Annotated in this window: 20 protein-coding genes and 1 tRNA gene; 10 read left to right on the forward strand and 11 right to left on the reverse strand. The window is 44.1% G+C overall.

All coding sequences use genetic code 11. The features are described 5' to 3' along the window. Positions 1 to 237 precede the first annotated feature (237 nt). Entirely contained in the window at positions 238 to 999 is a 762-nt protein-coding gene (locus B050_RS0118865; RefSeq protein ID WP_157492905.1) for a DUF4397 domain-containing protein, read from the reverse strand. A 563-nt stretch (positions 1,000 to 1,562) separates the two neighbouring features. On the opposite strand from B050_RS0118865, the gene B050_RS0118870 reads away from it, so the two are divergent. Further along, a complete protein-coding gene (locus B050_RS0118870) occupies positions 1,563 to 2,672 on the forward strand; it encodes a ferredoxin--NADP reductase (protein WP_018475525.1) in 1,110 nt (369 codons plus the stop codon). A 5-nt stretch (positions 2,673 to 2,677) separates the two neighbouring features. Continuing rightward, positions 2,678 to 3,154: a hypothetical protein gene (locus tag B050_RS0118875; RefSeq protein ID WP_157492906.1), complete on the forward strand. Its 477-nt coding sequence runs from the start codon at positions 2,678 to 2,680 to the stop codon at positions 3,152 to 3,154. A gap of 108 nt (positions 3,155 to 3,262) precedes the next feature. Here B050_RS0118875 and B050_RS0118880 read toward each other — a convergent pair whose 3' ends face one another. The 8 genes from B050_RS0118880 to B050_RS0118920 all read right to left on the reverse strand — a co-directional run bounded on the left by B050_RS0118880 (position 3,263) and on the right by B050_RS0118920 (position 11,858). After that, positions 3,263 to 4,195 (reverse strand): DUF4097 family beta strand repeat-containing protein, encoded by a 933-nt coding sequence (locus B050_RS0118880; protein ID WP_018475527.1) that lies wholly within the window; start codon positions 4,193 to 4,195, stop codon positions 3,263 to 3,265. 30 nt (positions 4,196 to 4,225) lie between these two features. Continuing rightward, on the reverse strand, positions 4,226 to 5,257 hold the full coding sequence (locus B050_RS0118885; protein ID WP_026236019.1) for a porin family protein: 1,032 nt from the start codon (positions 5,255 to 5,257) through the stop codon (positions 4,226 to 4,228). Between the two features lie 22 nt (positions 5,258 to 5,279). Beyond that, entirely contained in the window at positions 5,280 to 6,068 is a 789-nt protein-coding gene (locus B050_RS0118890) for a hypothetical protein (protein WP_018475529.1), read from the reverse strand. Further along, positions 6,061 to 6,630: an RNA polymerase sigma factor gene (locus tag B050_RS0118895; RefSeq protein WP_018475530.1), complete on the reverse strand. Its 570-nt coding sequence runs from the start codon at positions 6,628 to 6,630 to the stop codon at positions 6,061 to 6,063. Before B050_RS0118895 ends, B050_RS0118890 begins: the two co-directional genes overlap by 8 nt. A gap of 270 nt (positions 6,631 to 6,900) precedes the next feature. After that, positions 6,901 to 8,100 (reverse strand): glycoside hydrolase family 88 protein, encoded by a 1,200-nt coding sequence (locus B050_RS0118900; RefSeq protein WP_018475531.1) that lies wholly within the window; start codon positions 8,098 to 8,100, stop codon positions 6,901 to 6,903. 785 nt (positions 8,101 to 8,885) lie between these two features. Further along, positions 8,886 to 9,365, reverse strand: coding sequence for a hypothetical protein (locus tag B050_RS0118905; RefSeq protein WP_018475532.1), 480 nt, complete (start codon positions 9,363 to 9,365; stop codon positions 8,886 to 8,888). A 241-nt stretch (positions 9,366 to 9,606) separates the two neighbouring features. Beyond that, complete coding sequence (locus B050_RS0118915) at positions 9,607 to 11,523, reverse strand: PspC domain-containing protein (protein ID WP_018475534.1); 1,917 nt, start codon at positions 11,521 to 11,523, stop codon at positions 9,607 to 9,609. Next, entirely contained in the window at positions 11,520 to 11,858 is a 339-nt protein-coding gene (locus tag B050_RS0118920; RefSeq protein ID WP_026236020.1) for a PadR family transcriptional regulator, read from the reverse strand. The genes B050_RS0118915 and B050_RS0118920 overlap by 4 nt, the downstream gene beginning before the upstream one ends. Positions 11,859 to 12,306: 448 nt before the next feature. Between B050_RS0118920 and B050_RS0118925 the strand changes: the two genes are divergently transcribed. From B050_RS0118925 to B050_RS0118935, 3 genes are all read left to right on the forward strand, one after another. Then, a complete protein-coding gene (locus B050_RS0118925) occupies positions 12,307 to 13,386 on the forward strand; it encodes a putative type IX sorting system protein PorV2 (protein ID WP_018475536.1) in 1,080 nt (359 codons plus the stop codon). Positions 13,387 to 13,393: 7 nt separating this feature from the next. Then, the gene (porU2, locus tag B050_RS0118930) at positions 13,394 to 18,421 is read left to right on the forward strand and encodes a putative type IX secretion system sortase PorU2 (protein WP_018475537.1); all 5,028 of its coding nucleotides are present in this window, start codon (positions 13,394 to 13,396) and stop codon (positions 18,419 to 18,421) included. 185 nt (positions 18,422 to 18,606) lie between these two features. Then, positions 18,607 to 19,389: a helix-turn-helix domain-containing protein gene (locus tag B050_RS0118935; RefSeq protein ID WP_229802472.1), complete on the forward strand. Its 783-nt coding sequence runs from the start codon at positions 18,607 to 18,609 to the stop codon at positions 19,387 to 19,389. A gap of 327 nt (positions 19,390 to 19,716) precedes the next feature. Here the strand turns inward: B050_RS0118935 and B050_RS0118940 are convergent. Both B050_RS0118940 and B050_RS0118945 read right to left on the reverse strand, forming a co-directional pair. Next, positions 19,717 to 19,800 (reverse strand) — tRNA-Leu (locus B050_RS0118940). 177 nt (positions 19,801 to 19,977) lie between these two features. Beyond that, positions 19,978 to 20,757, reverse strand: coding sequence for an SAM hydrolase/SAM-dependent halogenase family protein (locus B050_RS0118945; RefSeq protein ID WP_018475539.1), 780 nt, complete (start codon positions 20,755 to 20,757; stop codon positions 19,978 to 19,980). A gap of 105 nt (positions 20,758 to 20,862) precedes the next feature. Here B050_RS0118945 and B050_RS0118950 point away from each other — a divergent pair, with 105 nt between their 5' ends. From B050_RS0118950 to B050_RS0118970, 5 genes are all read left to right on the forward strand, one after another. Further along, complete coding sequence (locus tag B050_RS0118950; RefSeq protein WP_018475540.1) at positions 20,863 to 21,879, forward strand: PhoH family protein; 1,017 nt, start codon at positions 20,863 to 20,865, stop codon at positions 21,877 to 21,879. Continuing rightward, positions 21,821 to 22,261 (forward strand): GNAT family N-acetyltransferase, encoded by a 441-nt coding sequence (locus B050_RS0118955; protein WP_018475541.1) that lies wholly within the window; start codon positions 21,821 to 21,823, stop codon positions 22,259 to 22,261. The genes B050_RS0118950 and B050_RS0118955 overlap by 59 nt, the downstream gene beginning before the upstream one ends. Before the next feature lie 80 nt (positions 22,262 to 22,341). Then, positions 22,342 to 22,890 (forward strand): hypothetical protein, encoded by a 549-nt coding sequence (locus B050_RS0118960; protein ID WP_018475542.1) that lies wholly within the window; start codon positions 22,342 to 22,344, stop codon positions 22,888 to 22,890. Between the two features lie 181 nt (positions 22,891 to 23,071). Next, positions 23,072 to 25,027: a ComEC/Rec2 family competence protein gene (locus B050_RS22690; RefSeq protein ID WP_157492907.1), complete on the forward strand. Its 1,956-nt coding sequence runs from the start codon at positions 23,072 to 23,074 to the stop codon at positions 25,025 to 25,027. A gap of 66 nt (positions 25,028 to 25,093) precedes the next feature. Continuing rightward, positions 25,094 to 25,870, forward strand: a complete 777-nt coding sequence (locus B050_RS0118970; protein WP_018475544.1) for an enoyl-CoA hydratase/isomerase family protein — start codon at positions 25,094 to 25,096, stop codon at positions 25,868 to 25,870. Position 25,871 lies beyond the last annotated feature (1 nt).

The raw sequence follows: 25,871 nt of genomic DNA on the forward strand, positions 1-25,871 counted from the left end.
TTGCCTCATGAGTTTATCTTGAAGGGATTGTCTGCTATAATGGGACGCGGGAGAAATCATCCTACTATTGGCCCGCGTTCTTTTCATTGGCTGAGCGAATGCACTTGATGAAATAGCCGTTCTTGAGAGGAGCAAAGTGAGTGATTTATGCTCTACTATTTTTCAAGAGGGTATTCCCGTAAACAAAAAAAGCCTGTCCGAAGACAAGCTTAATTTTAAATCCTTATGGGAACAGATTTAGTAGTTAGGGTAGTTTCTTATTATTTGCAGACTAAGGTCTTCGTCAGTGTGTGTTCCCGTTGCTGGATTAGCATATCCTCTTACTATCGCGGTATATACCCGCTGTGGTCTCAACTGTAAGTCGTCGGCTGTCAATAGCACCTCGCCAGTCATGGCGTCGGTAATCGTAATGCTGGTAAGATCTCCGGCGATAGGCTCAAAGGTACTCACACCTTGGTAGCTCTCGTCTGAGAATAGGGCCATCTCCTGATCATTGATGGTCATGTTTACCGCTGGAGCGTCTGGAGATAGATGCACCAATCGGATGAGTGCCTGATCATCGGCTGGAGTTTCCCAGTCGTCTTCTGCTATCACAGTGCCCAGATCCTTATCACCTTCTCCGTCAATCAAAAAGAAAGAGTAAGCTTTGTTTTCTTCAAGAACAACTGCAGTATCTAGTAGAGAGTTGTCGGCATTTCTGCTCTTGAAGGAAATAGTACGGTCTCCAGTGTAGAAGTTTCCATAATTAAAGAAGTCCGTATATTCCAATGGGTAAACACTGTAAGGTGGTTTTGATACTCCATCAGCGTACATCGTTACGGCACCCGTCTCAGGTGAGCCATGATAGAAAGCTACATAAGCCACAGGTCCATCATAGTTGATATCATCGTCATCGTCAAGACAACCAGTGATGAAAAGCGGGGATATAGCGAGCATCATTAGAGTGATGCCTTTTAGCCAGCGTTTAGGCATAGTATTCATTTTCAAATGTTTAATCATAATCATGTTGGTTAAATCAAACTACTATAATCTTTAGATTGCAATCTGATTAACTATACGCAGTAGGCTCACGATGTGCTACAATCAAATGTAAAAATATGTTAAAACGCTATGAATTGAACTTTTTAATGCCGTGATTGAACGGTTTTTTATGCTGTAATTTGGGTAATTTTAGTATATGTCACTATTTATTAGTGATTATTGCTAATAATATATTGAATTTGAAACCTTTAGGGAGGTTTAACTTATTTAGGTCTTTAGGACAAATATTTTTATTTCAAGCGGTGATTTTTTACTCATACCTGATAATAATTCCAGATAAAACGAAGAAAATACCTTGACAAATTCAATTGATCTGCAACACCTTTTAGGCAGGAGGAGGATTTTACCTTAGAGTTTTGGTGATTTTAAAAAAATCAATCTTAATTTTGAACCTTCAATAAAAGGGAATGTTATTATAATTGATTGTCTGTACTTTATTAATCCATTAGCCCCGCTTGGTGTGGGGAACTGCTGGTAAAGAAAGAAGGGGAATCAGTAGATCATCGAACTAATCATCAAGTATGTTATTTAATATATTCAAGAAAAATAAAGTGGAGAAAAAAAGGGGCAGCCAATACCTGTCGCTGAAAGTGCGGGAAGTTGTAAAGGAAACTGAAGATGCCGTTACGGTTTATTTCGAGCAACCTGATCCATATCTAGATTATAAGCCGGGCCAGTTTTTGACCTTAATCCTAGAGGTCAATGGCAAGGAAGAGCGCCGCTCTTACAGCTTAAGCACCTCTCCATATGTGGATCCGCATCCGGGAATCACCGTGAAGCGGGTCGAGGGTGGCTTGGTGTCAAACCACCTGAATGATGGCATCCGTCCAGGGAAAACCATCGAGGTCATGAAACCTATGGGGCATTTCACCACCGACTTTCATTCCAAAAATAAAAATCACTTTATATTAATAGCCGGAGGCAGTGGCATCACTCCCATTATGGGGATTGCAAAATCTGTCTTGGTGAATGAGCCTAACTCTAAGGTGACCTTAGTGTACTGTAACCGCTCCGAGGATCAGATTATCTTCGATACGGTGATCCAGGAGATGGTCGCTAAGAATCCCGGGAGGTTTGAGGTGGTGCATACCCTTACCCAGCCAGCCAATGAATGGGCAGGCTATAAGGGACGTCTCGACGAAGCCAAGATAGAAAGGATCCTTCAAGAGCACTATTACCCTGAGGCTGGCAAAGAGATATTCTTCCTTTGCGGACCGGAAGGGCTTATGGAGGCAAGTATAGAGGCTTTGGTGAAATTGGGCAAGGATGAAGAAAGCATCCACAGAGAGAGTTTTTATACCTCCTCTACCGAGGAAGCAGAAGCTAAGTCTCCATCATCAGATGGCAGCCCTGCGATCACTAGAGAAGTGACCATCGCGCTGGAGGGAGAAAGCCATACCTATGAAGTAGGACCCGGCAAGACCATCCTCGAGGCGGGATTAGACGCAGGGTATGATATGCCTTATAGCTGCCAAAGTGGCCTCTGCACGGCCTGCCGAGGGAAGCTGTCTAGTGGTAAAGTGAAGATGGATCAGGATGCAGGACTTAGTGCCAGCGAGAAGGAAGAGGGATATATCCTCTGTTGTGTCGCCCATCCTGAGAGTGGGGATATTAAAATTGAGATAGGTTGATGGGAATGAAAAAAGAGTATTTTGTGCTGGAACGTAATGTATTGATACTAATCGCCATTCCACTTCCCGCATTTTCATTCGTCTATCTCTATACTTCCAGTGGTAATCTTGACTTGGATATTCCTACCTTGCCTAGTGCTTGGTGGCCATTTATCTTAATCGCCATTTGCGCCTTGCTCTTGTACAGCCTCCTGACTTTCAATAAGGCCATGATGGGATTGCGAGAGGCAAATGTGACGCTGGAGGACAAATGGAGGCAATATGCCAGACTTACTATTCGCAGGTTCTACCTGCTGTTTATGGCCGGGATATTATGTGCAATTGGATTGCTGTTTTATGAAAATCCGGGATTTACCGTTGCCTATGCGATTACTTTGGGATTAGTTTCCCTGGGTAAGCCTACCCCAGACAGAATCATTCGCCTGCTTAGATTGAAGGGTGAGGATAGAGAAATCATTGAGGATTTTAAGCGAAGAGACTAATAGGCCTGTCCATCTATGATGCAGGTTATTGCTTAAAAAATCATAAATAAAAAGGAGACTCCAATCATTTTGGAGTCTCCTTTTTTTATGGAAATAAATAAGTGTGCCTTATTGAGTGATGGAGATCATGCCAGATCCTATCTTTCCACTGATGGTGGAGGCGGCTTGATTGTTTATAAGGATCCCCTCACTATTAGATTGGTTTCCCACTCGTACCATGCCACTTCCGACCGATAGTTCATAGTTATAGGCATTAAGGTCTGAGCTGGTGTGGATGACTATAGCCCCTGATGATCCCCGGAAGCTGCTGTTGGCGCCTAGTCCGGCATTTTTAGCTTTGAAATGGCCGGAGGACAATTCGATATTGCCTAGGCTACCGATGTTCTCGACAGATACGCTTCCTGAGGTCAGGCTCGCTTGGAGCTGGCTGGATATATTTTTTGCTTTTGCCATGCCGCTGGTGGATTTTAATTCTAAATTTCCATTTACCTTATCGATCTCCAATTGGCCACTGCTGATATTGGCCTTTACATCACCTTGAATGTCCTTTGCTTTGATTTGACCCGAGGAGGCGCTGAGATGGAGGTTGCCATTGATATTTTCCACCTCTATTATTCCAGAGCTGGCCTTCAAAATTGTCTGCGCCGAATGAATGTTTTTCACCTTTAAGATTCCGGAGGAATTGCTGGCTTTCAGGACAATTTCACTTGGACCAGTGATCCTGATATAGCGTTTCGTTTTATTGCTGTTATTATTATTCCAGTTATTGGAATTTGACTGGTAGGAAATCTTCAAAGTATTTCCGATAGTGACAAAGATGAGGTCTTTATCGGCCTGCTCATTGGCTCCTAGAGACGCGGTGAGCTTAATTTCCTTTTGGTTGTCTATGCCCTCATAGGATACCTCAATGCTTCCGCCTTCGATATTGAGTTCATTGATATGGTCAAAGGTCTTATTTATAATCTGCTGCGCTTGCACCGAGATGCTTATTCCTGCGAAAAACAGGAAGGCTGCGCTGATGAATTTATAGTGATTTTTCATAGGTATGAGGGGCAAAGGGTTGAGTGAAATTTAAAAAACTAGTCCAAAGGTGATAGGGTGCAGGCTTTCTGTGCTTGGGCCTTTGCCTTCCTGGAAAAGCTCATTGAGGTCATAGGTGCTAAAGAAAGTAACTCTTCCCACGCCGATTTCCCCTCGAAGACCGTATCGGATATTATTGAGGTATATGCCAGTATTTAGCTTATCTTTTTGTCTTCCAGAGCCTCCCACTTCTCGGTACACGTATTTGGAGCGACCTCCCAGACGGTAGCCTACATATGGGCCTGCGGCCAATTTCAGTCCTCGTTCACCATTATCATTCATCCTTCCAAAATCTAGCTTCAGTAGGGTCATCGCCGTTAGGTAGGAGGCGGATATTTTGCTTTTGAATCCATTCACGTCTGTCCGTTGAATGAAATCGATGTTATCGTCTCCACGGACTGCTTGATAATCGGTGTTTTCAAACTTGAAGTTATACCACTGCACGCCGAGCCCAAAGTCCCAATAGAAGCCTTTGGATAAGCGCTGACTGGCCATCCAGTTTAGCCCCACATTCCAGCTTCCCCAGCCCTTCACCGCATAGGGCTCATTGGAGGTGGGAAAACCGCCGCCTTCCAAGTAGTTGTTGATTCCAAGGTCCATATTGAAGAAGGTGCGGAAGCTGGGTTCGGCTTTTTTCTGCTTCTCCACCCGTACTTTGGTGGAGGGGCCGGATTCATCGACGATCACCTTGATGCCTCCCACTGAGACGGAGGTTTCTGTGCCAGCTTCTTCCACCTTTACGATTTCATTGATGCTTCCATCTTTGCTGCTTACTTCCACCACAGTGAGTTCTCCGCTTTCTTCATCCAGCTCCAGGTCCAGCTCGTTGATGATTTGGTTTACATTGAGTACTTTTAATTTCTCAAAATCCTCCTTATTGTCCACTAGGATGACGATTTTTCCGGAATGTCCATATTCTACGATTATGCTGTCCTTGGCAGTATCCCCACCGCTGGTCCAGTTCATGCCCATGACCGCTTGGGTGACTGAGGCAAATAAAACGGCTAAAAGGTATCTTTTCATTATAGTTGAAATTAATGTGTTCTTAATTGGTTTCTTTCTTGCTCACTAACTCTGCAAATAGGTTGTTTTTGGCATCCTGGAGCTGAGCATATCCATCATCTACTTTGCTGATCAGGCCTCCGATGGTATTGATCTTGTCTCCTATCTCTGTCACTAGCTTTTCCTTTTTAGGCTTTTCGCTAATGCCACTTGATTTGATGCTTACTTTATAGCTTACTGGTTCAGATTCTATCGGCGGAGCGATATCGGCTGCTGCGATAAGCTCTTCAGGATTAAAGCTAGCCTTGGCAGGGTACTCTTCGATTTCCAAAGCCAGGTTCCCCGTACTCGCGCTAGGGATCTCTATGGGGATCTCTTTTTGGACTTTAGAGGGCTTGGGCTGCACTTGCTTGTTTACTTTGTCACCATCATGCTGCTTTTTAGCCTTGTCATCCTTCAGGGGAAAGGACTCAGGTACTTTCTGAGTGGCAGGGACTTCCTGTTTGGGGCTTGGTTCCTCCACTTGCTCCACTGTGGAAGGTAGGTTTTGGACGGATCCTTCCTGCTCATCGCTTGGAAGAGCAGGGCTATTATCCGCTATAGGATGGGGCGTCTCGACCGTCTGGTCTGGAGCAATGCTCCATCCTATATATCCTGCCAAGCCAATGATAAGTAAGCTTGCGGCTATGCGAAGCCATAAAGGACTACCTTTTTTTGCCTGCGGGCCTAGCTGTGACTCTAGCTTCTCCCAGGCTAATTTGCTTGGTCGTTCGCTGTGATTTTCAAGTTTTTTCCTGAAAAGCTCGTCAATATTATTTTTTTGATTATCCATTGATGCTCCTTTCTTTTTGGTTCAATAGAGAAATTCTGTCTTTCAATAGTGCTCGGGCTCTGCTCAGCTGAGACTTGCTCGTGGCAGGGGAGATCCCTAATAATTCACCGATTTCAGCATGACTGTATCCTTCGATCGCATAAAGGTTAAACACGGTTTTATATCCTATGGGAAGGCTGTGGATCATACCCATTAGTTCCTCCACTTCCAGATGGCTCGCTTCATACTGCGGTAAGCTTGATTCTGCCTGTCCTTCTAAATTGACTTCCATCGCCAACTTTTGGTTTTTTCGGAGGGTCAGGAGCGCCTGGGTTACCACTATCCGCTTCATCCAACCTTCAAAACTCCCCTTAGACTCATATTGCGATAGCTTTTCGAAGATCTTCATGAAGCTTTCGATCATCACATCTTCGGAAAGGTCATGATCCTTAATATATCGCCGGCAGATCACCAGAAACTTCCCCGAATACTGCTCATATAAGTGCTGCTGGGCTTTCCGATTGCCCTGCATGCATCCTTCTATAAGTTTGGCTTCTGAGGTATAAGTTTTCCTGATAAACATCTTCGATAGTATATGATCCCCTTTTCATTGCTCTACTTAGCGAGGGTTTCAATAAGGTAGATGCAAATTACCCAAAAAGGGTTGCTTCAAGGAATGCAAAAAATTAACATTTTTTTAGATGATTAGGTAATCAGTTGATTTATTGTGTTTTATGGTAGTTTTGCGTAAAAAAAATATTCCCTCACCTGGTCCTTAGTTGGGAAGAGAGGGAATAGAGTAAATGGTTGGGGCCGGATATTATAAGGTTAAAATTTAGAATTGATGCGCAGGTTAATAATAGGTCTTTAGATTTTTTTCCAAGCCTAAGGTCATGAGGAATATGCCATGAGAGAGCTCACTATTTCCAAAAGTGGTGGAATATTTATTGATACTATGGGTGTCTCCGGAAGTGGACAAGAGGTTTCCATTTAGCATTTCTGGTGCCAAAATCGAGATTACCTGATCCTGAAGATCATGATTGGGCTGTAAGGACAATATGCAGTATAGAAACATGACCGTGGCTGATGCATCAAAGTGCTCTGAGCTTCCAGGGAATTGAGTCCAGGTATTTGTATCGTTTTTTAGTCCTTCCAATGTGATATTTAGTTCAAAAATAGTTTCATTTAAAAATAAGTCACGAGTATATTTTGTGTATTCTGACATAGCTAAATAATACCAACCTATGCCCCTTCCCCAATTTGTAGGGCCTACCTTGAGTCCTTGCTTTATATTGATCGCATGAAAAGGCAGTTGACTGTCTTGGTCAATTCCGTGATTAATGAAATAATCTAACTGATTTCTAGCAATAACTTTGGCAGTAGAAACATCGAAATAATAATAGTATCTGCTAAGGAAGGGACAGATCATTCCCAAGGTATCCACATAATAAAATTTGTTGATATGATCCGTTCGATAATAGATTAAACCTGTTTCTTCACTCCTCCATTCTAGGATTTTGAGAAACATATAGTCTGCCATCTTTTTATATTTTTCCTCACCATAAAAGCGATAAAAGTTGATAGCAGCCATGCCAAAGGGAATTTGATCTACAATATTGACCTCGAAGGAGGGCCTTCCGTCCTCTTTTATATAGAAGTTAAACTCTTTTTTAATTTCTTTCATCAAGCTAGAGTCCTGATGAGAAATGGCATAATCGGTGAGTCCTGTGAATAAGAAGGCCTTTGGATAAAAATAAGGAGTAGATTTCGTGCTCTTGAGGGATTTTAACTTGGTTTTTATTTCTTTCAAGAAGAAACTCTGATCGTGCATCGGCATCAATGTGGTCCTACCTCTCGCCATCTCCATGGATTTTTGAAGGATGGATTCTTGCAAAATCACAGGATCAGAGATTTTACCCTTTTGCTTTGATTCGTAATATTCCCATGCTTCTCTGGAGATGGAAGGGTAAATGTCTATAGCTATAAAAATTAGATTAAAGGTAATAGATGCCAATAGGATATACCCTGCGGCTTTCTTGCTAAGCAGTTTCATCGGTTAATTGAGTTAGTATGAGTAGAGTAGTCTTACGCTTATTATTGTTTACTAATTTTCTGTTAGACTTATGACTTTAACTATAATAATAGATAAGGTCCTATTTTAAGTCGAGAATAATATATTATTTGGGCCCACAGATTGACCAAAATTAGATTTGAAACTGATTTAAATCACTGCCTGGGGTCTGATTTATACCGGTTTTCCAGAAGTGATATTCTTTTGATATTGATTTGTGTCCGTGCATTTTAAGGTTCAATTTAGCCTTAATTTGTTATACGGGTAGAATATTGAATTGCCTCAAGAATGAACTGCGCCCTTATCTTAAAAATGGAGATTCAATATCATAATAGCTGGTAATTGTTAATTTAACATAGGTAAGCCAAAACAATAGGTTATTACCTGTTTGAATAGCCCTCTTCTGGCAAGGTTATTACCATTAATAACAAAAATTATCTTGATACAAAGAGTTGTGGTACTGCTATTTATGTGTGGAATTTAGTGATTTATTTCCTTAATACAAGTGAAAAAATGCTTTTTATACCTTTTGAAAACAGTTTTATTATTTAATGTAAATGCTATTTCTATTCGTAAATCCTATATAATCATGTATTCATCATAGTGAAGTGGCCTTCAGAAAATAATTCACCAATTAAGCAAGGAGGCCGAAAAGGAATAAATAAATGCTTAAAACCAAGAACCCGACCTAAGAGAAGGACGGGTTCTTGGTTTTATAGGAAAGTATTAATGATAATTTAAATAATAAATAGAATAATTTATAGGGCTTAATAGGCCGCTTTATAATTAATGAGGAGTTGGATGTCATTCCATTCGTCAGCGAGGACTTCCACGGGCTGTATATAACTGTCCAAGTCATAGATATTAGCGAATAGCCCATTTTCTTCCACGGTAAAGAGTGAGTAAACTCCCGGAGGCAGACCTATAGCGAAGCTTCCATCTTCTTCAGTTTCGATCTCAGCGAGCATTGGAGTTTCAATTTCAGTGAAAAGCTGATCTCCCATTTTGGCCTGACTGATATGCGTCCGCTCATAGATGCGTATGGTACGTTTTACTTTCTCTCGCTTTGGCCTATTATCCGTGCCCGATGGCTCACCCACGGTGGGCATTTGATTTCCTTCCAGCCAATACACCTGTCCGACGATTCCCTGTGTGTCCACACGCTGGACATTGCAGGATGAAATCAGTAGAAAAAAGCAGGCAAAAGCACTGAGAAGGGAGAGCGATTTCAGATTAAAATTCTTCATATGGTGTTGCGGTTATATTATATAGGTATTGCTAAGCTACTGATATTTGCCTTAAAAAAACAGACTATTTTAGCAGTAAATTTTATGCTTTATGTGATAAAACATGGCACTGGTTTTTCGGCCTCTACAAGCTTAAGCTATGAAAATGTACGCTTAATATTCTTTGCAAAACATATATCGAGCCAAAAAGAAAGGCAGCTCTTTTGCAAGGCTGCCTTTATAATTTGATGAGAAATAAAGTTTACTCTTGGCTTCCTACAGAGGGGAGAAGTTCTCTGAATTTTGCTCTGCTAAGACTGTCTTCTTCACTGCTTTTATGTTCTGACGTGCAGCTGATACATAGCAAGCCGTTTTTATTAAACACCCAGGTATTTTCGCTATTGATATCCTTGAGTTTATAGCCGTTTTTATAAATGGTGCTTTTCAAGATAGATATCATTGATTTCTCCAAAATGAAAGGTTTATTATATGGAATCATCATCGTTTGCTCCACACTTTGGCCTCGGAATTTTGCCATCGACCCAAAGGAAAGAGTACGAGGGAATATGGCCACGCTATCTTGCAATTCAAACTCATAACCTACCGAACTCGCATTGTTATTTGCCTCCTTGCGGCTAGAGCCTTTGGATTCGAAGTGCTGACTCAGCGTAATAAGACTGTCTTCAGTGCCTCTTAAGGTGAGGGATACTAAGTCAAGTTCCTCCAATCCGGTCTCCCGTTCACTGGCCCTGAGAATCAAGATAGAGCCCTTAGGGTTCAAGGTCTGAGTGGCGGTGTACTCGCCTCGGCTGGTGAAATTGGCAATGGTATTGGGGATTTGGAAGGCACAGATCATAATGCTCAATAGCCATATTCCCAAGGTTACCAAGCCAAATCGCGACTCAATTAAGCTTCTTCTGATCATCACGCTTATCCCGAGTAATATTAGCACAAGACCAGGGATGAAGATGGCGACACTGATGGCTACTGCTAGCCACATTGGGATCAGCTCTGTCATCATTCCTTCAGGAAGATTATTGAGGATAAATCCAATATTATTATTATTGATTAAGCCAAAATAGACGCCCAGCAACATCACCGGAGCGATGGTCAGTAGGGTACCTATGGAAAATATTATCAAGCCAAACCCTACACGGATGATATCTAATATGAACCTGCCAAAGGGCCCTAAGGCCATGCCTATCCCATTTAGCACATTGCCAAGAAATCGAAAGGGCGCCAGCCAGGCTTTCCTTCGCGGCTGCTGCATAGGGATTGCCGGTAATTGCCGGTTTTCTATAATCGTGTTTTCTATATTTGAAAGGGTGATTTCGCCACCTTTCATTTTTATTCGCTCCGTAATGGATTTGGCAAGAGGCGTGATAATCCATAGGATCAAATAGATCACTAAGCCCGCTCCACCTGCAAAAACAAGTCCGATGAAGGCCAGACGAGCCCATAATACTTCTATGCTAAAGTAAGCGGCAAGCCCGCTACAGATGCCTCCAATCACCCGGTCATCGGGGTTACGATAGAGCTTCTTAATTTTTTTGTCTTCAGGTTCCTCAAAGGATACCGGAAGGATAATCCATAGCACGATATAGGCCAATACGGCCCACCATCCCAGGGATACTGACCAATCCCAGTCCCAGGGAAGGATGTCGAAATTCCGGAAGGAAAGTCGCCCGCTAAACAGCAATAATATCGCGATCAGGCGGGTCCATAAGGGATCTATGGCCAGATAATGTGCTAAGCCTGCGCAGACTCCACCGAGGATTTTGCGGCTTTCCAGTCGGGTGAGTTTTTTATACCCCGTGGCTCCTTCCTGCTCAGGAGGAGTGATGTATTTATAATATTCATGCTCAATAGGCTCTTCCTCCATCTTGGCTTTAGCCTCGGATGATGGCTCGTCTTCCACCGCCTGAAAATCAGCAATGGTCCCCATTTTCTCGATCAGACGCTCCACATTTTCTGCGGTGATGACCTGCTTATTGTTCTTAAGATTGCTGAGAAATATCTCTGCGATCCGGTTTTCGATATCACTGATGATCTCTTGATTGTCATCATAATGTGAAAAGTGCCGGTTGATCGCTTCCAGATACTTCTTGAGACTCGCGTATCCGTCTTCTTCAATATGGAATAAAATCCCACTTATATTTATGCTAATCGTTTTTTTCATGGCCTTTGTTGTTTCGAGGTGATCAATGTGGTGGACTGTACCAGATCTTTCCAGGTGCTGTCCAGCGTGTTGAGGAAATTCGTTCCTTCTGAAGTGATGGAGTAATATTTCCTTGGTGGCCCGGATTCCGATTCTACCCATTTATAAGAAACCAGTGAGGCCGTCTTGAGGCGATTGAGTAAAGGGTATAAGGTTCCTTCCACCACGATCAGCTTAGCCTCCGTGAGCTCCTCTAACATGTCCGAAGCATATACTTCTCCCCGCGATATTATATGTAAGATGCAAAACTCGAGAATTCCTTTTCTCATTTGCACCTGTGTGTTGGATGCTTTCATTTAAGCCTAATTTAAGTGAATTATACAAGTCATATGCATGGCTTTGTTTTTAAAGCTAATGGATGATTATGATAGGTACTCTTCACAAAATGATACCAAAGTTAAAGCTGCTACCTTGTATAACCAATTTCTGGGTGATCACAGGATGTGTTTATACTATTCTATCCCTCCTTTTCTTTTCTAAACAGTGCTCTGAGCGATATTTTCGGATGATAGTCATAAGTTTAAAAAACGTAATTATTTTTTTTGCCATTCAGGTGAAGGGATGAGTCGAATAAGCCTCTGTCTCTGAAATGAACAGGTTTTGTTCGATTACGAACAATGTTAAAAGAGAGTTCATGGCTTAATTTAAGATGTACATATTCTTTTATCATCAAATATTTTTTACTTTGCACTAGTGAAAATTGTCAGGATTTTTATTTCGAAAAGTTTCATTTTTATCTTGGGGATGCTTTTGGCCAGTTCATGGGCGAAAGCCCAGAGCATTGTGCCCAAATATTCCAATGAATTTCTGAATATCGGCGTGGGCGCGCGGGCCCTAGGCATGGGAGGAGCGCAAGTGGGAGCCGTCAAGGATGTCACTGCCGCTTACTGGAACCCTGCGGGGCTACTTGGAATTGAAAACCAGTATGAATTTTCACTGATGCATTCTGAGTATTTTGCGGGAATTGCCAAGTATGATTACGCGGCGTTTTCTACCAATATCGAAGAGGATAATCAAATTGCCATCTCCATGATCCGTTTTGGCGTGGATGATATTCCCGACACCCGCTTCTTGTATGATGCCAATGGCGCCCTGAATTACGATAATATCCAGTTTTTCAATGCCGCCGACTATGCGCTCATCCTTTCTTATGCCAGAGATTTTAGCAATGTCTTCAAAGCCGGAATCAACACTAAAATCATCCATAGAAACGTCGGTAAGTTTGCCAAAGCCTGGGGTTTTGGCTTTGATGTAGGGGGGATGTATGTGGCAGAAGGCTGGCAGCTGGGGCTAATGCTCAGAGATATCACCACCACCTTCAATGCATGGGCGCATAATGCAGAAGAAGTCAAGGATATTTATGCCGAGACCGGCAATGAACTGCCCCAAAACTCGATAGAACTCACCCTTCCACAGGCGATTGTAAGTTTTGCAAAAACGGTGGAGTTTGGGGAGCTGCTGACTGCTCAGGGAGTGTTAGACCTTGGGTTTACGTTTGACGGTCAGCGGAATACCCTGATCTCCACCTCCGTGATGAGCGTGGACCCTAGGCTAGGAATGGAATTTGGCTACAAAAACGTCGCTTTCCTTAGAGGAGGACTCAGCAATTTTCAATATATCAAGGACTTTAATGGAGACAAAAGCCTAGCCCTAAAGCCAAGTTTTGGATTGGGGATGCTCTTAAACGAACGGGCCTATATTGACTATGCCCTCACCGATATTGGTGCGGTGTCAGAAACGCCCTATTCACATGTATTTAGTTTGAAGGTTTCTTTGGAGCCGTTAGGAGAGGGTTTTAGATTGTATAAATGGGGCAATAGATAGGCTGCTTATGAAGAAAATTGTTCTACTATATACTGTATTATTCCTTACTTCCTTCGCAGCATTTGCTCAGAATGAATGGATAGATTATTCCAAGACTTATTATAAGCTTCTCACGAATACAGATGGTATTTACCGCATCAGCTATACCACGCTCTCAGCCTCTGGATTGACCATGAGCAGCCTAGATCCTCGTACCATTCGTGTTTATCATCGTGGGGTAGAGGTGGCCGTTTTCGTGTCTGGACAGGAGGATGGAAGATTTGACCAGCAGGATTATATAGAAGTAATCGGAGAGAGGAATGATGGGGATGCGGACCGGGAGCTATATGAGCAAGCTGACCAGATGGCCAATCCCGAGTACAACCTTCACACGGATGCCACTGCTTTTTTCATCACCGTTACCCCAGGCCAATATGGTAAGAGGGTGGCGCAGCGAGCCCTTGACCCCAGCTTAGCTCCTCTTACCTATATCCGACAGGAAGTATTGCAGGTGCTCGGGGAGCAATATTCCCTGGGGCGGAGCTATACCTTAGGGATGCATCTGGGGTCTTACGATGTGGGGGAAGGATGGACAAGCGCCGTAATCACTCGAGGCAAGGCCAGAGAGATTGTTTTTTCGGACTTAGCTCCTTTTTTACCAGATCTGAAGGCGGCGGTTTCGGTGGCGATAGTCGGAAGATCGGAGGCACCTCATTTGGTCGATATCTTCGTTGGAGCCAATGAAAGCAGCCTGAGACTCGTGGAAACCTTGGCCTTTGAAGGATTTGCTTATCTCTCAAGGGAGTACCCTTTGCGGGCGGAGGATTTCGGCGCGGATGGAAAGTTTCTTATTCGTATTAGCCCAAAAAGTATGGTGGGCAATAATGATAATGTTTCCGTCAGCTACGCCAAGCTAACTTATAACCGCCAAATGATCAGCAGTGATTTCTCCAAGGAGATCGTAATGATTCCAGCTGGACAATATACCCTGGATTGGTCCGCGCTGTCCGAAGCTTATCGTGTGTATGATATTTCGGATATCTCCCAGCCTATTCTCCTTGCACCCGCCAGCACAAGCTCAGGTATCCAAGTGTCGGCGGGGAATCCGCTGAGCAGCACCCGTCTCCTGATGATGCGAGCTAGCAGCCGAATTGAGACCACCACTCTGGAGCGAATTACCTTTCAGAACCTTCTGGGCAGCGCTGCGAACTATCTCATCATGACGCATCCGGATATGCGCAAGCCTACTTCCGTAAATGTGGACCCCGTGGCAGCTTATGCTAGCTATCGCCAGTCTCCGGCAGGAGGAGGTTTTCAGACCTTGATCTTCACCGCCGAGGATCTATACAATCAATTCAACTATGGCGAAAAATCCCCCCTGGCGATAAAGAAATTTCTGAAGCAATATTACGAACGCTACCATCCTGAATATCTCCTCTTGATGGGTAGGGCTTTTGGGATGTACAATACCGAAAGGTCAGGAAGTGAGACTTATTATTATCGCGACCGCCCGGATTTATTTACCCAAAAAGATTATGTCCCCACCTTTGGGTATCCTTATAATGACAACCGTTTTGTGGTGGGCTTTGACCCATCCATTCCCAATGATGCAGCGATGGCCGTGGGGCGAATCCCTGCCACTGCCCCGGAGCAGATCAATGATTACCTGAATAAGGTGAAAGAAAAAGAAGCTCTTGGCGCCTCTGCCAATTGGCAAAAAGACCTGATACACCTCAGTGGAGGACTTTCTGCCTTCGAGCTGGAGAGATATTATGTGTATTTGCAAGGCTTCGAGAGGATAGCCGAAGGTCCTTTTCTAGGCGGCGATGTGACCACCTTTCGTAAGCGGAATAATACCGCCACAGAATTGATTAATATCTCGGGAAAAGTAAATGAAGGGACCAGCCTAGTGACTTTCTTTGGTCATGCCGCCACCTCCACCACCGATATTGATGTGGGCTTTGTGAGTCAGGATGAATTGGGCTATGCCAATAAAGGAAAGTATCCCGCCCTGCTGATGAATGGCTGCGATGCAGGAAATGCCTTTGGCAAAGCCTATACTTTCGGAGAAGACTGGATCATAACCCCTGACCGTGGCGCTACCAACTTCATGGCAAATGCCAGCATTGGCGTGGACGTTTTCCTGCGCCGTTATTCCGAGACATTTTACGAAAAGGCCTTTCAGGATTCCTCACTCATCTATCAGTCCATCGGGAAGGTGAAGCTGGCTTCCGAGGTGTTGTTTTATGAGCGATACGGAAACTCTTCTATCAATCAATCTCATGCCAATCAGATGATAATGCTTGGAGATCCTGCCGTTGGGATTTTCCCTGCTCCTCATGCGGATTATTCCCTGAATAAGGATGAAGTGGCCTTGCAAGACCTGAATGGTAATAAAGTAAATAACCTTACCGATACGCTCGACCTGACCTTCGTCGTACGGAATCTAGGCCGAGTGGATATGGATACCGTGGAGATCACGGTCAGCCGTCAGCTGCCAGATGGGACCTTGATTAATTTTGAACCAAAGAAAATAGCCCCCATATATTATAGAGATACCATTCACTATTCTGTGCCCAATATAGGAGTGGTGTCCGCTGGAGATAATGTGTTTACCATTGCTATAAATTCAAAACGCACTGTGCCAGAAATTTCCTTTGCGAATAATAGCATTATGGCCTCTTTATTCATCGAGTCTTCAGGAACACAGAATCTAAGCCCTCTTCCTTATGCGATTCATAGCAGAGAAGTGGTGGAGATGGTGGCGCAGATTCCTGGCAAATCCACCGAAGAGCGTACCATTATTTTTCAGTTGGATACCTCCCCTGATTTTAGCTCTTCCTGGCGAAAAGAGGCGAGGGTGACCACCTTAAACTTAGCTCGCTTTAGCCAAAATATCGCCGACCGTCTTAGTGGAACAGATACCGTGACTTTTTATTGGAGGACAAAATTCCTCCAAGCCAAAGAAGGTGAAAGCCAGGATTGGCCCACAGACAGCTTTTCTTTTATCCCCAATGGCCCTGAAGGTTGGATCCAGCGGCAATTTGCGCAGCTCGAAGAAAATCAGCTGGTCAATTTGCAGCCTAAAGGAACACCCCTGCAGTGGCAATATGAAGGCACGAAGCTGGACGTGGATATCTTTACCTTTGGAGACCAGACAGAAGGGCTGAGTTATGGCCAGGTGCAGATCCAGTTGGATGGTATATCTTATAATCAGGATCTTTTTCAGCGCAGGTGTACCGATGGTTCATTTGCCTTGATGGCTTTTGACCAGCGTAGTCTCGCTTCTTATTTAGTTGTTCCCCTGACCAATTTTGATGTTTTGGATGGTAAAAGCTGCGGAAAGACTCCCCAGATTATTCAGAATATTAGAAATAGCTGGATTACAGATCCAGAGGAGTCCATCTTCTATGACTATATAGACGGGGTCAAGGACGGAGATTATGTGGTGCTTTTTTCTGTGGGAGCGGTGACTTTTGACGATTGGCCCGATGCAGCCTACCAGAAGATGAAAGAGCTCGGAGCCAATGAGGCTAGGCTTAGGAATCTCGCCACTGGTGATCCTTATATTCTCTTTGGTCGCAAAGGTATGAAAGCGGGGGATGCTACAGAAATCGTGGCTGACCCCAGCTCGGAGCTGCCTGCCAGCCAGCAGGTCATCACCTTCAACACTACTTTGGAAGGCTATTTTGACCAAGGATATATTGCTAGCGGTCGGATAGGACCCTCCGCATTTTGGGATCGGTTTTATAACCAAACCAAAGCTCCTCAGCCCACAGAGGAGGAGGAATTTGCCTTTGATGTGATAGGGGTGAGGGCTGATGGACAGGAGGAGTTGCTCTTCCGGGAGGTGCTTATGGAGGAGTTGAGTCTTACAGATATCAATGCAGAGCGCTACCCCTTCCTGCGCTTACAATTCTCACTAGATCAATCCGAAAACCGCATTCCTCGCCAATTGTCCCAGTGGCAGGTCAATTATACGGGCGTTCCTGAAGGGGTTTTGATTCTTAAAAATAAGGAAAATGAAATCCGACTGGAGGAAGGTGAGGATACCTTGGTGAAATTTGAGTTTATCAATATCTCAAATGTTGACTTTAGCGATAGCCTGAAGCTGCAATATTCCTTTTTGAATAAGATAACCAATACCGTGGAGGACTTTCAGCAGATGATTCCTGCTGTGAAAGCAGGGGAATCCTATACCTTCGAAATCCCATTTTCCTCCCTTGGAAATCCAGGTAGCAATTCTCTCAATATCACGGTCAATCCACGGGAGTATATGGAGCAGACTTTTAAGAATAATGTCCTTGACTTAGCCGATTATATTATCGTCAAGGAAGATGATCAAAACCCAGTGTTGGATGTGAGTTTTGATGGAGTGTATATTATGGATGGTGATATCGTATCGCCTAGTGTGATGATCCTGGCCTTGGTAAAGGACGAGAACCAATCCTTGCTCAAGCAGGATACTACTGGGGTGGAGGTGTTTTTGAAGCGGGATTGCGAGTCCTGCACCTTTGAGCGGGTAAGCTTTTCTGGGCCTTCGCTGAAGTGGTCTTCGGCGACTGCGACCACAGATTTCAAGCTGGAGTATCAGCCTGGTCCCCTGGAGGATGGGGTTTATACCCTTCGGGTAAATGCGGAAGATGGCTCCGGAAATCAAGCGGGAGATAAGCCCTACGAGGTGCAGTTTGAAGTGATAAACGAAAGCAGCATTTCGCATTTTTATCCCTATCCCAATCCATTTAGCACCAGCGTTCGATTTGTGTTTACCGTGACGGGGATTGCTCCTCCCGATGAAGTGAAGATCCAGATTATGACCGTTACAGGCAAAGTGGTGAAGGAGATCCTCCAGGATGAACTGGGGCCGCTGAAGATAGGAAATAATATCTCCGAATACGCTTGGGATGGCAAGGATGAATTTGGCGATCAGCTAGCCAATGGGGTGTATATCTATCGAGTTCTTGTCCGTAAAGACGGTCAATTTATAGAGCATCGTGCGACCGCAGGAGACAAGGCCTTCAAAAAAGGTTATGGAAAAATGTATCTGCTGCGTTAAAGGTATTTGGGCCTTTGGCAAATTGAATACCTCCGCCCAGAACGAAAATAGATAAAGATAAAAACCCGGTTTAGGGGCTTTGTGGGACGAATGTCGGGTAAATGTCGGGTAAAATTCACCCATTATTCGGCTTATGGTATGATAATAAGATCCAATTTGCGATGGTCAATCAACAACTATTAACAATGAAACAACCAGAGCTAGGAAAGGTAATTCAACAGCATAGGCTGTCCATGGGAATGACCCAGGAAGAGTTAGTCGAGCGCTGCAATATCAGCGTGCGTACCATACAGCGTATTGAGTCAGGGGAGGTCACCCCAAGGTCTTATACTATAAAGATCATTCAGTCGGTACTAGGGATTCCCCTGGATCCTCCCTTAGTAGATCGGAGTTTAGATTCTATTCCTGATGATTTCTCAGCGAAAGATCGTCAGGTATTTTTTTGGTCAGCGATTATCGGGTTGGCATACTTCATACTATCATCCTATGAGGTCTTTTGGGAGCTGACGCTGATGGCTGATGATCGCCAGCAGATTCCTCCCTATTATACCCTACTGAAGGTGCTGGTATTAGTCAGCTATGCTGGCTTTGCCTATGGGTTTTACAGAATCGGTCAGCGTATCCAAAATTCCGCTCTGATGTTTGGAGCGGCAGCATTAATAGTGATTAATGCCATTATTATAGGTTCCGACCTTTATTACGATCCGAGCGCCGCAGAGAGCCAGTGGATGGGGATTTATGGAGTCGTTGTGTTTGGCATCTCACTAATACCCTTTTCCATAGGTCTTATCCTCTCCCTTAAATCCATGGGGGAGCCCTATAGGATAGTCGGAATCGTCGGCCTGGTCACGGGCTTCCTCTTTATCAGCCTGTTACTCGCTTTCATCGGTCTCTTTACCTGGGCTGTCTTTGATATCGCATGTATTTACCTCCTTTTTCGCCAATCACAGGGGAGGAGGGGGAATTAGGAGACTGAGCGGAGTGATTAATCCGAGGTTTATTTTAGTAAAAGCACGGATTAGCACAAGCTATTAAGTTTAGGAATATGGGGTAGGGTGTTTAAGAAAAGAATATATTGACCCTAATGAGAAAGTTTTATTTCAGCCTGAGATAATAACAGGTTAGCACTGATTCCTTATAGAGGCAGAGGGGAGATTCTTTAGCTGGGTATTTAGCTGGAGTGAAATAATAAGAATAAACCCAGTGTCCTAATGCACCTTCAATGGATTGATGGAAATTTACTATTAGCTAAAAACGACAAAACCCCTTCGGATTTTCATCTGAAGGGGTTTTTGTACCTTGGGCCGGAGTCGAACCGGCACGAGTGTTACCTCATTGGTGTTTGAGACCAACGCGTCTACCAATTCCGCCACCAAGGCTTGATAGTCAATTTATGTTATGACTTCCGTTCTCTTCTGAACGGGATGCAAATATGAGGAAAGTATTTTTTCTTTGCAATACCTTTGCCTAACTAATTTGCAATTTTTTTTTATAGTACTTTGAGCTATTATATCTGTCTTGGATTAGGCTCTTTATTATCAGTGGATTAGGAGGTTTTACTCTTCTTCTCTATGGAAATTAATTACGACGGGGCTGTCATATTTTAAACCCAGCAGGTCTGATCCCCGGCCATGGTTGATGCCGATTTCTAGAAATTCCAGGCTGTTGAACAGCGCGAAACAATCGCCAGGCTCCACATTATCATAGGATTGATCCAGGCTGCTGAGCACTTCACGGGCAAATTCCACGGTAAATTTCCCTGGGTTGAGCTGGTTGAAGACGCTTTTGGGGATATTGGTGATCAGGTTGCCATAGGTGTCCACACGGACTACATGACCGACGATTTGTTTTTTGGTGGCCTTTATTTGGCGAGCCATCATTTTTCGGATTTGCTGCAGAGGGCCACCAAAGTCATGGATAGCTGCGCCACTGGCGACTTTTGCCGCGATGGGAGCCAGGATATCTTTGGCAGGAAAGGTGCTGTCCTTGATGTGAATGTCTGCAAACTGCACGATGATACCGGGCTCATAATCTGCCAGCATACTCAATACGCCGTTGTTGGGGCCAATAAAAATATGCTCCTCCAGCTTGATGCCGATAAACCCTGAGGTCATAGCGCTCGTACTATTCATCGCGACCAAGTGAATCGTCCCCTTGGGGAAGTCACGGTACACGGAGCGCAATATAAACGCCGCATGCGCGATGTCATATGACGAAATCTGGTGGGTAATATCAACGATATTCAGCTGAGGATTAATGGATAGCATCTTTGCTTTGACAGCAGGTACGTAATAATCGCTATTCCCAAAATCCGACAGGAATGTTACTAAGGCCATAGAACGAAGTCAATTAAAATTTTGTACTTTTGTAAAGTATAAACAAAAATAGAAATTTTCTTCTTGTTAATAATAATCTATTATAGCTAAATACAAATTATAGGATTGGTAGAAAAGATCATTACTTTAGAAAACATTCCACTTTTGGACTTTCTCGGAACCGAGAATGAAAATATCCGTCAGATATCGGCGGCATTTCCAAAAAGCAAAATTGTCTCTCGTGGAAATGAAATCAGAATCCAGGGTCGGGCTCCTGAGATCATCAGAATCAATGATGTGCTTAATATGCTATTGCAGCATTTTAACCGCTTCGGTCAACTGACGCCCGAAAATGTCAAAGAATATATCGAACTGGAAGGTGAACCCTTAGAGAATGCCTCCAATAACGATATCATTGTCTTTGGCAATAAAGGCGTGGCCATAAAACCCAAGTCTCCCAATCAGCGGAAACTAGTGGAAGCAGCCAACAAAAATGATCTGGTTTTTGCTCTTGGACCTGCTGGTACAGGCAAAACCTATATCGCGGTGGCTCTGGCCGTCAGGGCACTCAAAAACCGAGAGGTAAAACGTATCATCATCACCAGGCCTGCCGTGGAAGCAGGCGAAAACTTAGGCTTTCTCCCTGGCGATTTGCAGGAAAAACTCGACCCTTACCTTCGGCCTATCTATGATGCCTTAGGGGATATGGTTCCCGCAGAGAAACTTAAGTTTTATCAGGAAAATAGGGTGATAGAAATTGCCCCTCTTGCTTATATGCGTGGAAGGACGCTCAATGACGCATTTGTGCTTCTGGATGAAGCCCAAAATACGACTACCGAACAAATCAAAATGTTCCTCACTCGAATGGGCCCCGACTCCAAAGTGATCATCACCGGTGATCAAAGCCAGGTGGATCTGCCCTCTCGCCAAAAATCAGGACTGAGAGAGGCTCTGAGGATCCTTAAGGATGTCAAAGGCATTGGTCAGGTGCAATTGAGCGGTAAGGACGTGATTAGACATAAGCTGGTCAAAGCCATTATCGAGGCCTATGATCAGGAAGATGTGGAAAAAGAGAAAATCAAAAATGACAGAATTAGTCGTAGAAAAGATACAGAACAAGGAGACGCTTCAGCAGGCCTTTGATATTCGGCAGAAGGTCTTCGTGGAAGGTCAAAATGTGGCAGCAGAAGAAGAATACGATGAGTTTGAAGAATCTTCGGTTCATTTTTTAGCTCGTATCAATGGTACTCCCGTGGGCACCGCCCGCTATCGGAAGACCACCAATGGGGTCAAACTCGAGCGATTTGCTGTGCTTGAAGATGCTCGTGGCAAAGGGGTGGGCCAAGGACTTATGAACGGAGTAATAGAGGATATTCAGGCAAATTTTTTGCCTGATAAAACTTACCTATACCTCCATGCTCAGCTCCATGCCGTGCCCCTTTATGCAAAATTTAAATTTCAACAAGTCGGCGACATTTTTTCCGAATGTGATATATTACATTATAAAATGGAGCGATATTTGTAACTGAAATTGTATTGTTTTAACAATAAAGTAAATTTTACCAAGTATTTTGTATTTATTACCATTACTAATCCAATTCTACAATGAAAAAGTTTTTACTCGTATTTTTATTAGCGGGCCTGATGTTTCATGCTCAAGCTCAATCTGACAGTGATTTCAATAGAAATGAAATCAAGCTGAATATTATGAATACCATCTTGCAGGGATCTGTAGAGATAGGGTATGAGAGATTTATCGATGCTGACCAGTCCGTGGGCGTGGAGTATTTGATAAATGACCGTTTTGGGTATAACAGCCAAAAGAAAAATAAGGAATTTAACACCAGTAGTTTGTTGGTTTCTTATAACTTCTACTTTACCCAATCCAATATGGGGTCTGGAAGACTTTATGTTTATCCATTCTTCAAGTATAGATTCGGTGATTTTACTGAGCCTGCTGATGGCGGTGGAGTGATCATCACTGATATGAACAGCGCTATGCTGGGAATAGGCGGAGGTTATAAGTGGGTGCAAAACGACAAGTTTGCCATCGCCCCTTATATCAATATCGCCCGTGGCTTTAGCGGTGAGGTGCAAGATCGCTTTTCTGCCATTGAGCTGAATGCTGGTCTTAGCGTCGGCTATAGATTCTAGAAGTCAACTAATTATTTCTCACTTTTTGGACTCCTACTCGGAGTACAAGGGAATCCCAAAGGGAAGCTTTTATTTAAAAGCTTCCCTTTTTTTGTTTGTAATACTGGGTTTTATTAAATTATATGGGTTGAATTTAGATTAATCATCAAAGGTTTTTTTGTGGGACGATAAAGAGGGGCGGATGAAATTTAATGATTTTCCATTTATAAGGTATCTTTTCTTTTTTGGCTTTGGAGTCTTGCTATACCCTTATATAAGTACAGCGCTAAGTTCTAGCTCTATCTTGTTCTCCCTGATTTTCATTTGGTTGGTATATTTGATATTGATCATTATCAATCAGTCCAGGAAGGTCTATACCTTTAGATTCGCCTTCCCATTTTTAGCTTATAGCCTGTTGTTTATGATGGGTCTGTGGCTGGCCCTTGATCATGATCCGCATCACCATCACGAGCATATCGTTCATCATCCTGCCTCCAGGGCTTATTTGGCCAAAGTCCAGCACAATGACTTAGCAAAACCTAACAGTTTTGCCAATACGCTCTCCTTACTATTTGCGCTGGATTCTTTGGGTGCACCGCAGCGAAGGGGGAATATTCGCATCTACCACCGCTCACCTGCGCCATTGCAGCCGGACCAAATGGTACTTATTACCTCTCCTTATGAGCGTATCACCTCCCCTCAAAACCCTCGCGAATTTGATTACAGCGCCTATATGGCCAATGAGGGAATCTACCATAGCCAGTTTGTAGGGGACAATATTCAAGTTCTTGGAGAAGGACCACCTTCTATATTTGGGAAAATGCAGGATCTACGGGGGCGGATGCTAGGGACCTTAAGCAGCTGGATGAAGGATCGAGCAGCTTTTGAGGTGGCTTCTGCCTTGCTAATTGGCCAGAAATCCTCGCTCAGTGAGGAGGTAGGGCAGGCTTATGCCTCTGCTGGTGCCATGCATGTGCTGGCGGTATCTGGTCTGCATGTCGGGATTATCTATGGCTTTTTTCTTCTCTTCTTTAAGCCAGCCGGTATGCCTGTCCGAGCACGGGTCCTTTATCTGTCCATTGTGATCCTGCTGATATGGGCCTATGCACTGCTTACCGGAATGTCTGCTTCCGTGATGAGAGCTGCCACGATGTTTACCCTGATGGCCTTGGCTCAGATGAAATCCAGAACGTCCTCGGTCTTCAATGCGCTGGCCCTTTCTGCCTTGATTTTGATGGTGTTTAAGCCTAATATTATCTTTGCGGTGGGATTTCAGCTCTCCTATGCGGCCATGCTGGGGATATTAATCCTTCAGCCCTGGATCGTGAAAGCCTGGTTGCCATCGAATAGAATCGTTTATTATTTTTGGGAGGTGACCTCTGTAAGTATTGCAGCTCAGCTGGCGACCCTTCCCCTTACCCTTTATTATTTCAATGTTTACCCCACTTATTCCTTATTCACTAATCTACTGGTGATTCCTGGGGCATTCTTAATTATGGCGATAGGACTTCCTTTATTATTGCTTGCTCTTACGGGGCTCGATTTATCGCTCCTCGCTCGGGTTTTGGAAGTGATCGTAAAGGCGCTTAATGAAGTGATTTTCTTTATCCATAGGCTTCCGGGAGCGCAGAGGGAGGGGGTTTTTCTTTCTGCCGGGGAGGCTATAGCGCTCACGCTGATGATATGGGGAGGGTATATGCTGCTAAGCAGCAATTATAAGAAAACCTATGCCTATCTTTTGGCTACAGTAATGATGGTTTTGGTGCTTTCCAAGGCCAGCTTATGGCTATCTGCCTCCACAGCGGATGAGCTGCTAGTGTATCGCCTTTCGAAGGGACTTGCAGTGGATTATAAAGAAAATGAGGCTCATTATTATTTTCATTTTGGCGCCAGCCTAAAAGACCTGGAATATAAGGTGCTGCCCAATAGGCGAAGAAGTGCTCCTAATGAGGGCGGTTGGCTTCAAGGACGTAGCATAGGAGATAGCCTGGTGCTGGCATTGCCATCGCATGGACTGCTGTCAAGCAAAGGTGGGCTATGGAAATTTAATGGGCTAAAGCCTAAAGAAGTTTATCATTATGACGGCCACCAATGGCAGAAGATGTCCGGCACGGAGGCGCCTGGTCCCACGACTGGAGCAGTCAAATTAATTTTTTAGGTCTAAGTGCTATTGTTTGGAAGAACAAGTTACTCGTCCTATCTTCATTGAATTAAGTAAAAGCATATGGATACGCCAGTCACCTATCATTTAGAAAATAGAATAGCCTACCTGACGCTTTCACGTCCTGAGAAGCGAAATGCCCTAAATGCATCCATGGTGCAGCATTTACAGCAGTTATTGGAGCAATGTAGGGAGGATGCGGGGGTGAAGATAGTGGTGATCAGAGCGGAAGGCAAAGTATTCTGCTCGGGGGCTGATCTCGAAAGCCTCATGCAGCTCCAATCCAATACCTATGAAGAAAATCTCGAGGACAGCCAATTGCTAAAAAGACTATTTGAAACCATTTATACCTTCCCTAAGCTTACCATTGCGCAGGTACAAGGGCATGCCCTTGCCGGGGGATGTGGGCTGATGACCGTCTGTGATTTGGCCTATGCCGTACCTGAGGCCAAGCTTGGCTATACTGAAGTGAGAATAGGCTTCGTGCCTGCTTTGGTACTGGTGTTTTTGCGGCGGAAGGTAGGGGAGGCTTATGCTCGTAAATTACTCTTGACGGGAGACCTGATCTCTGCTGAGATGGGCGAGCGAATGGGCCTCGTTCATCAGCTGGTTGAGGCTGATAGACTCGAATCGACAGTCCGTGCCGAGGCGGAGCGCCTGGCCAGCCAAAATTCCTCCATGGCCATCGCACTTACTAAGAAATTACTGAATGAATCGGCTGATTTGGCACTCGTGGAAGGCCTGAATTTGGCTGCCGAGACCAATGCAAAAGCAAGAGGGACGGAAGATTGCAAGCAGGGGATCGCTGCTTTTTTGGAGAAAAAGAAACTGGAGTGGTAAG

It is taken from the genome of Echinicola pacifica DSM 19836, from assembly GCF_000373245.1.
Classification (GTDB): Bacteria; Bacteroidota; Bacteroidia; order Cytophagales; family Cyclobacteriaceae; genus Echinicola; species Echinicola pacifica.

What these genes read in the sequence shown, in the direction of transcription:
- B050_RS0118895 (WP_018475530.1), bottom strand. Translation starts at nt 6,630, where the DNA reads ATGTTTATCAGGAAAACTTATACCTCAGAAGCCAAACTTATAGAAGGA.
- B050_RS0118945 (WP_018475539.1), bottom strand. Translation starts at nt 20,757, where the DNA reads ATGGCCTTAGTAACATTCCTGTCGGATTTTGGGAATAGCGATTATTAC.
- B050_RS0118880 (WP_018475527.1), bottom strand. Translation starts at nt 4,195, where the DNA reads ATGAAAAATCACTATAAATTCATCAGCGCAGCCTTCCTGTTTTTCGCA.
- B050_RS0118885 (WP_026236019.1), bottom strand. Translation starts at nt 5,257, where the DNA reads ATGAAAAGATACCTTTTAGCCGTTTTATTTGCCTCAGTCACCCAAGCG.
- B050_RS0118875 (WP_157492906.1), top strand. Translation starts at nt 2,678, where the DNA reads ATGAAAAAAGAGTATTTTGTGCTGGAACGTAATGTATTGATACTAATC.
- B050_RS0118900 (WP_018475531.1), bottom strand. Translation starts at nt 8,100, where the DNA reads ATGAAACTGCTTAGCAAGAAAGCCGCAGGGTATATCCTATTGGCATCT.
- B050_RS0118905 (WP_018475532.1), bottom strand. Translation starts at nt 9,365, where the DNA reads ATGAAGAATTTTAATCTGAAATCGCTCTCCCTTCTCAGTGCTTTTGCC.
- B050_RS0118960 (WP_018475542.1), top strand. Translation starts at nt 22,342, where the DNA reads ATGAAAAAGTTTTTACTCGTATTTTTATTAGCGGGCCTGATGTTTCAT.
- B050_RS0118955 (WP_018475541.1), top strand. Translation starts at nt 21,821, where the DNA reads ATGACAGAATTAGTCGTAGAAAAGATACAGAACAAGGAGACGCTTCAG.
- B050_RS0118890 (WP_018475529.1), bottom strand. Translation starts at nt 6,068, where the DNA reads ATGGATAATCAAAAAAATAATATTGACGAGCTTTTCAGGAAAAAACTT.
- B050_RS0118970 (WP_018475544.1), top strand. Translation starts at nt 25,094, where the DNA reads ATGGATACGCCAGTCACCTATCATTTAGAAAATAGAATAGCCTACCTG.
- porU2 (WP_018475537.1), top strand. Translation starts at nt 13,394, where the DNA reads ATGAAGAAAATTGTTCTACTATATACTGTATTATTCCTTACTTCCTTC.
- B050_RS0118935 (WP_229802472.1), top strand. Translation starts at nt 18,607, where the DNA reads ATGAAACAACCAGAGCTAGGAAAGGTAATTCAACAGCATAGGCTGTCC.
- B050_RS0118865 (WP_157492905.1), bottom strand. Translation starts at nt 999, where the DNA reads ATGATTAAACATTTGAAAATGAATACTATGCCTAAACGCTGGCTAAAA.
- B050_RS0118870 (WP_018475525.1), top strand. Translation starts at nt 1,563, where the DNA reads ATGTTATTTAATATATTCAAGAAAAATAAAGTGGAGAAAAAAAGGGGC.
- B050_RS0118925 (WP_018475536.1), top strand. Translation starts at nt 12,307, where the DNA reads ATGCTTTTGGCCAGTTCATGGGCGAAAGCCCAGAGCATTGTGCCCAAA.
- B050_RS0118920 (WP_026236020.1), bottom strand. Translation starts at nt 11,858, where the DNA reads ATGAAAGCATCCAACACACAGGTGCAAATGAGAAAAGGAATTCTCGAG.
- B050_RS0118915 (WP_018475534.1), bottom strand. Translation starts at nt 11,523, where the DNA reads ATGAAAAAAACGATTAGCATAAATATAAGTGGGATTTTATTCCATATT.
- B050_RS22690 (WP_157492907.1), top strand. Translation starts at nt 23,072, where the DNA reads ATGAAATTTAATGATTTTCCATTTATAAGGTATCTTTTCTTTTTTGGC.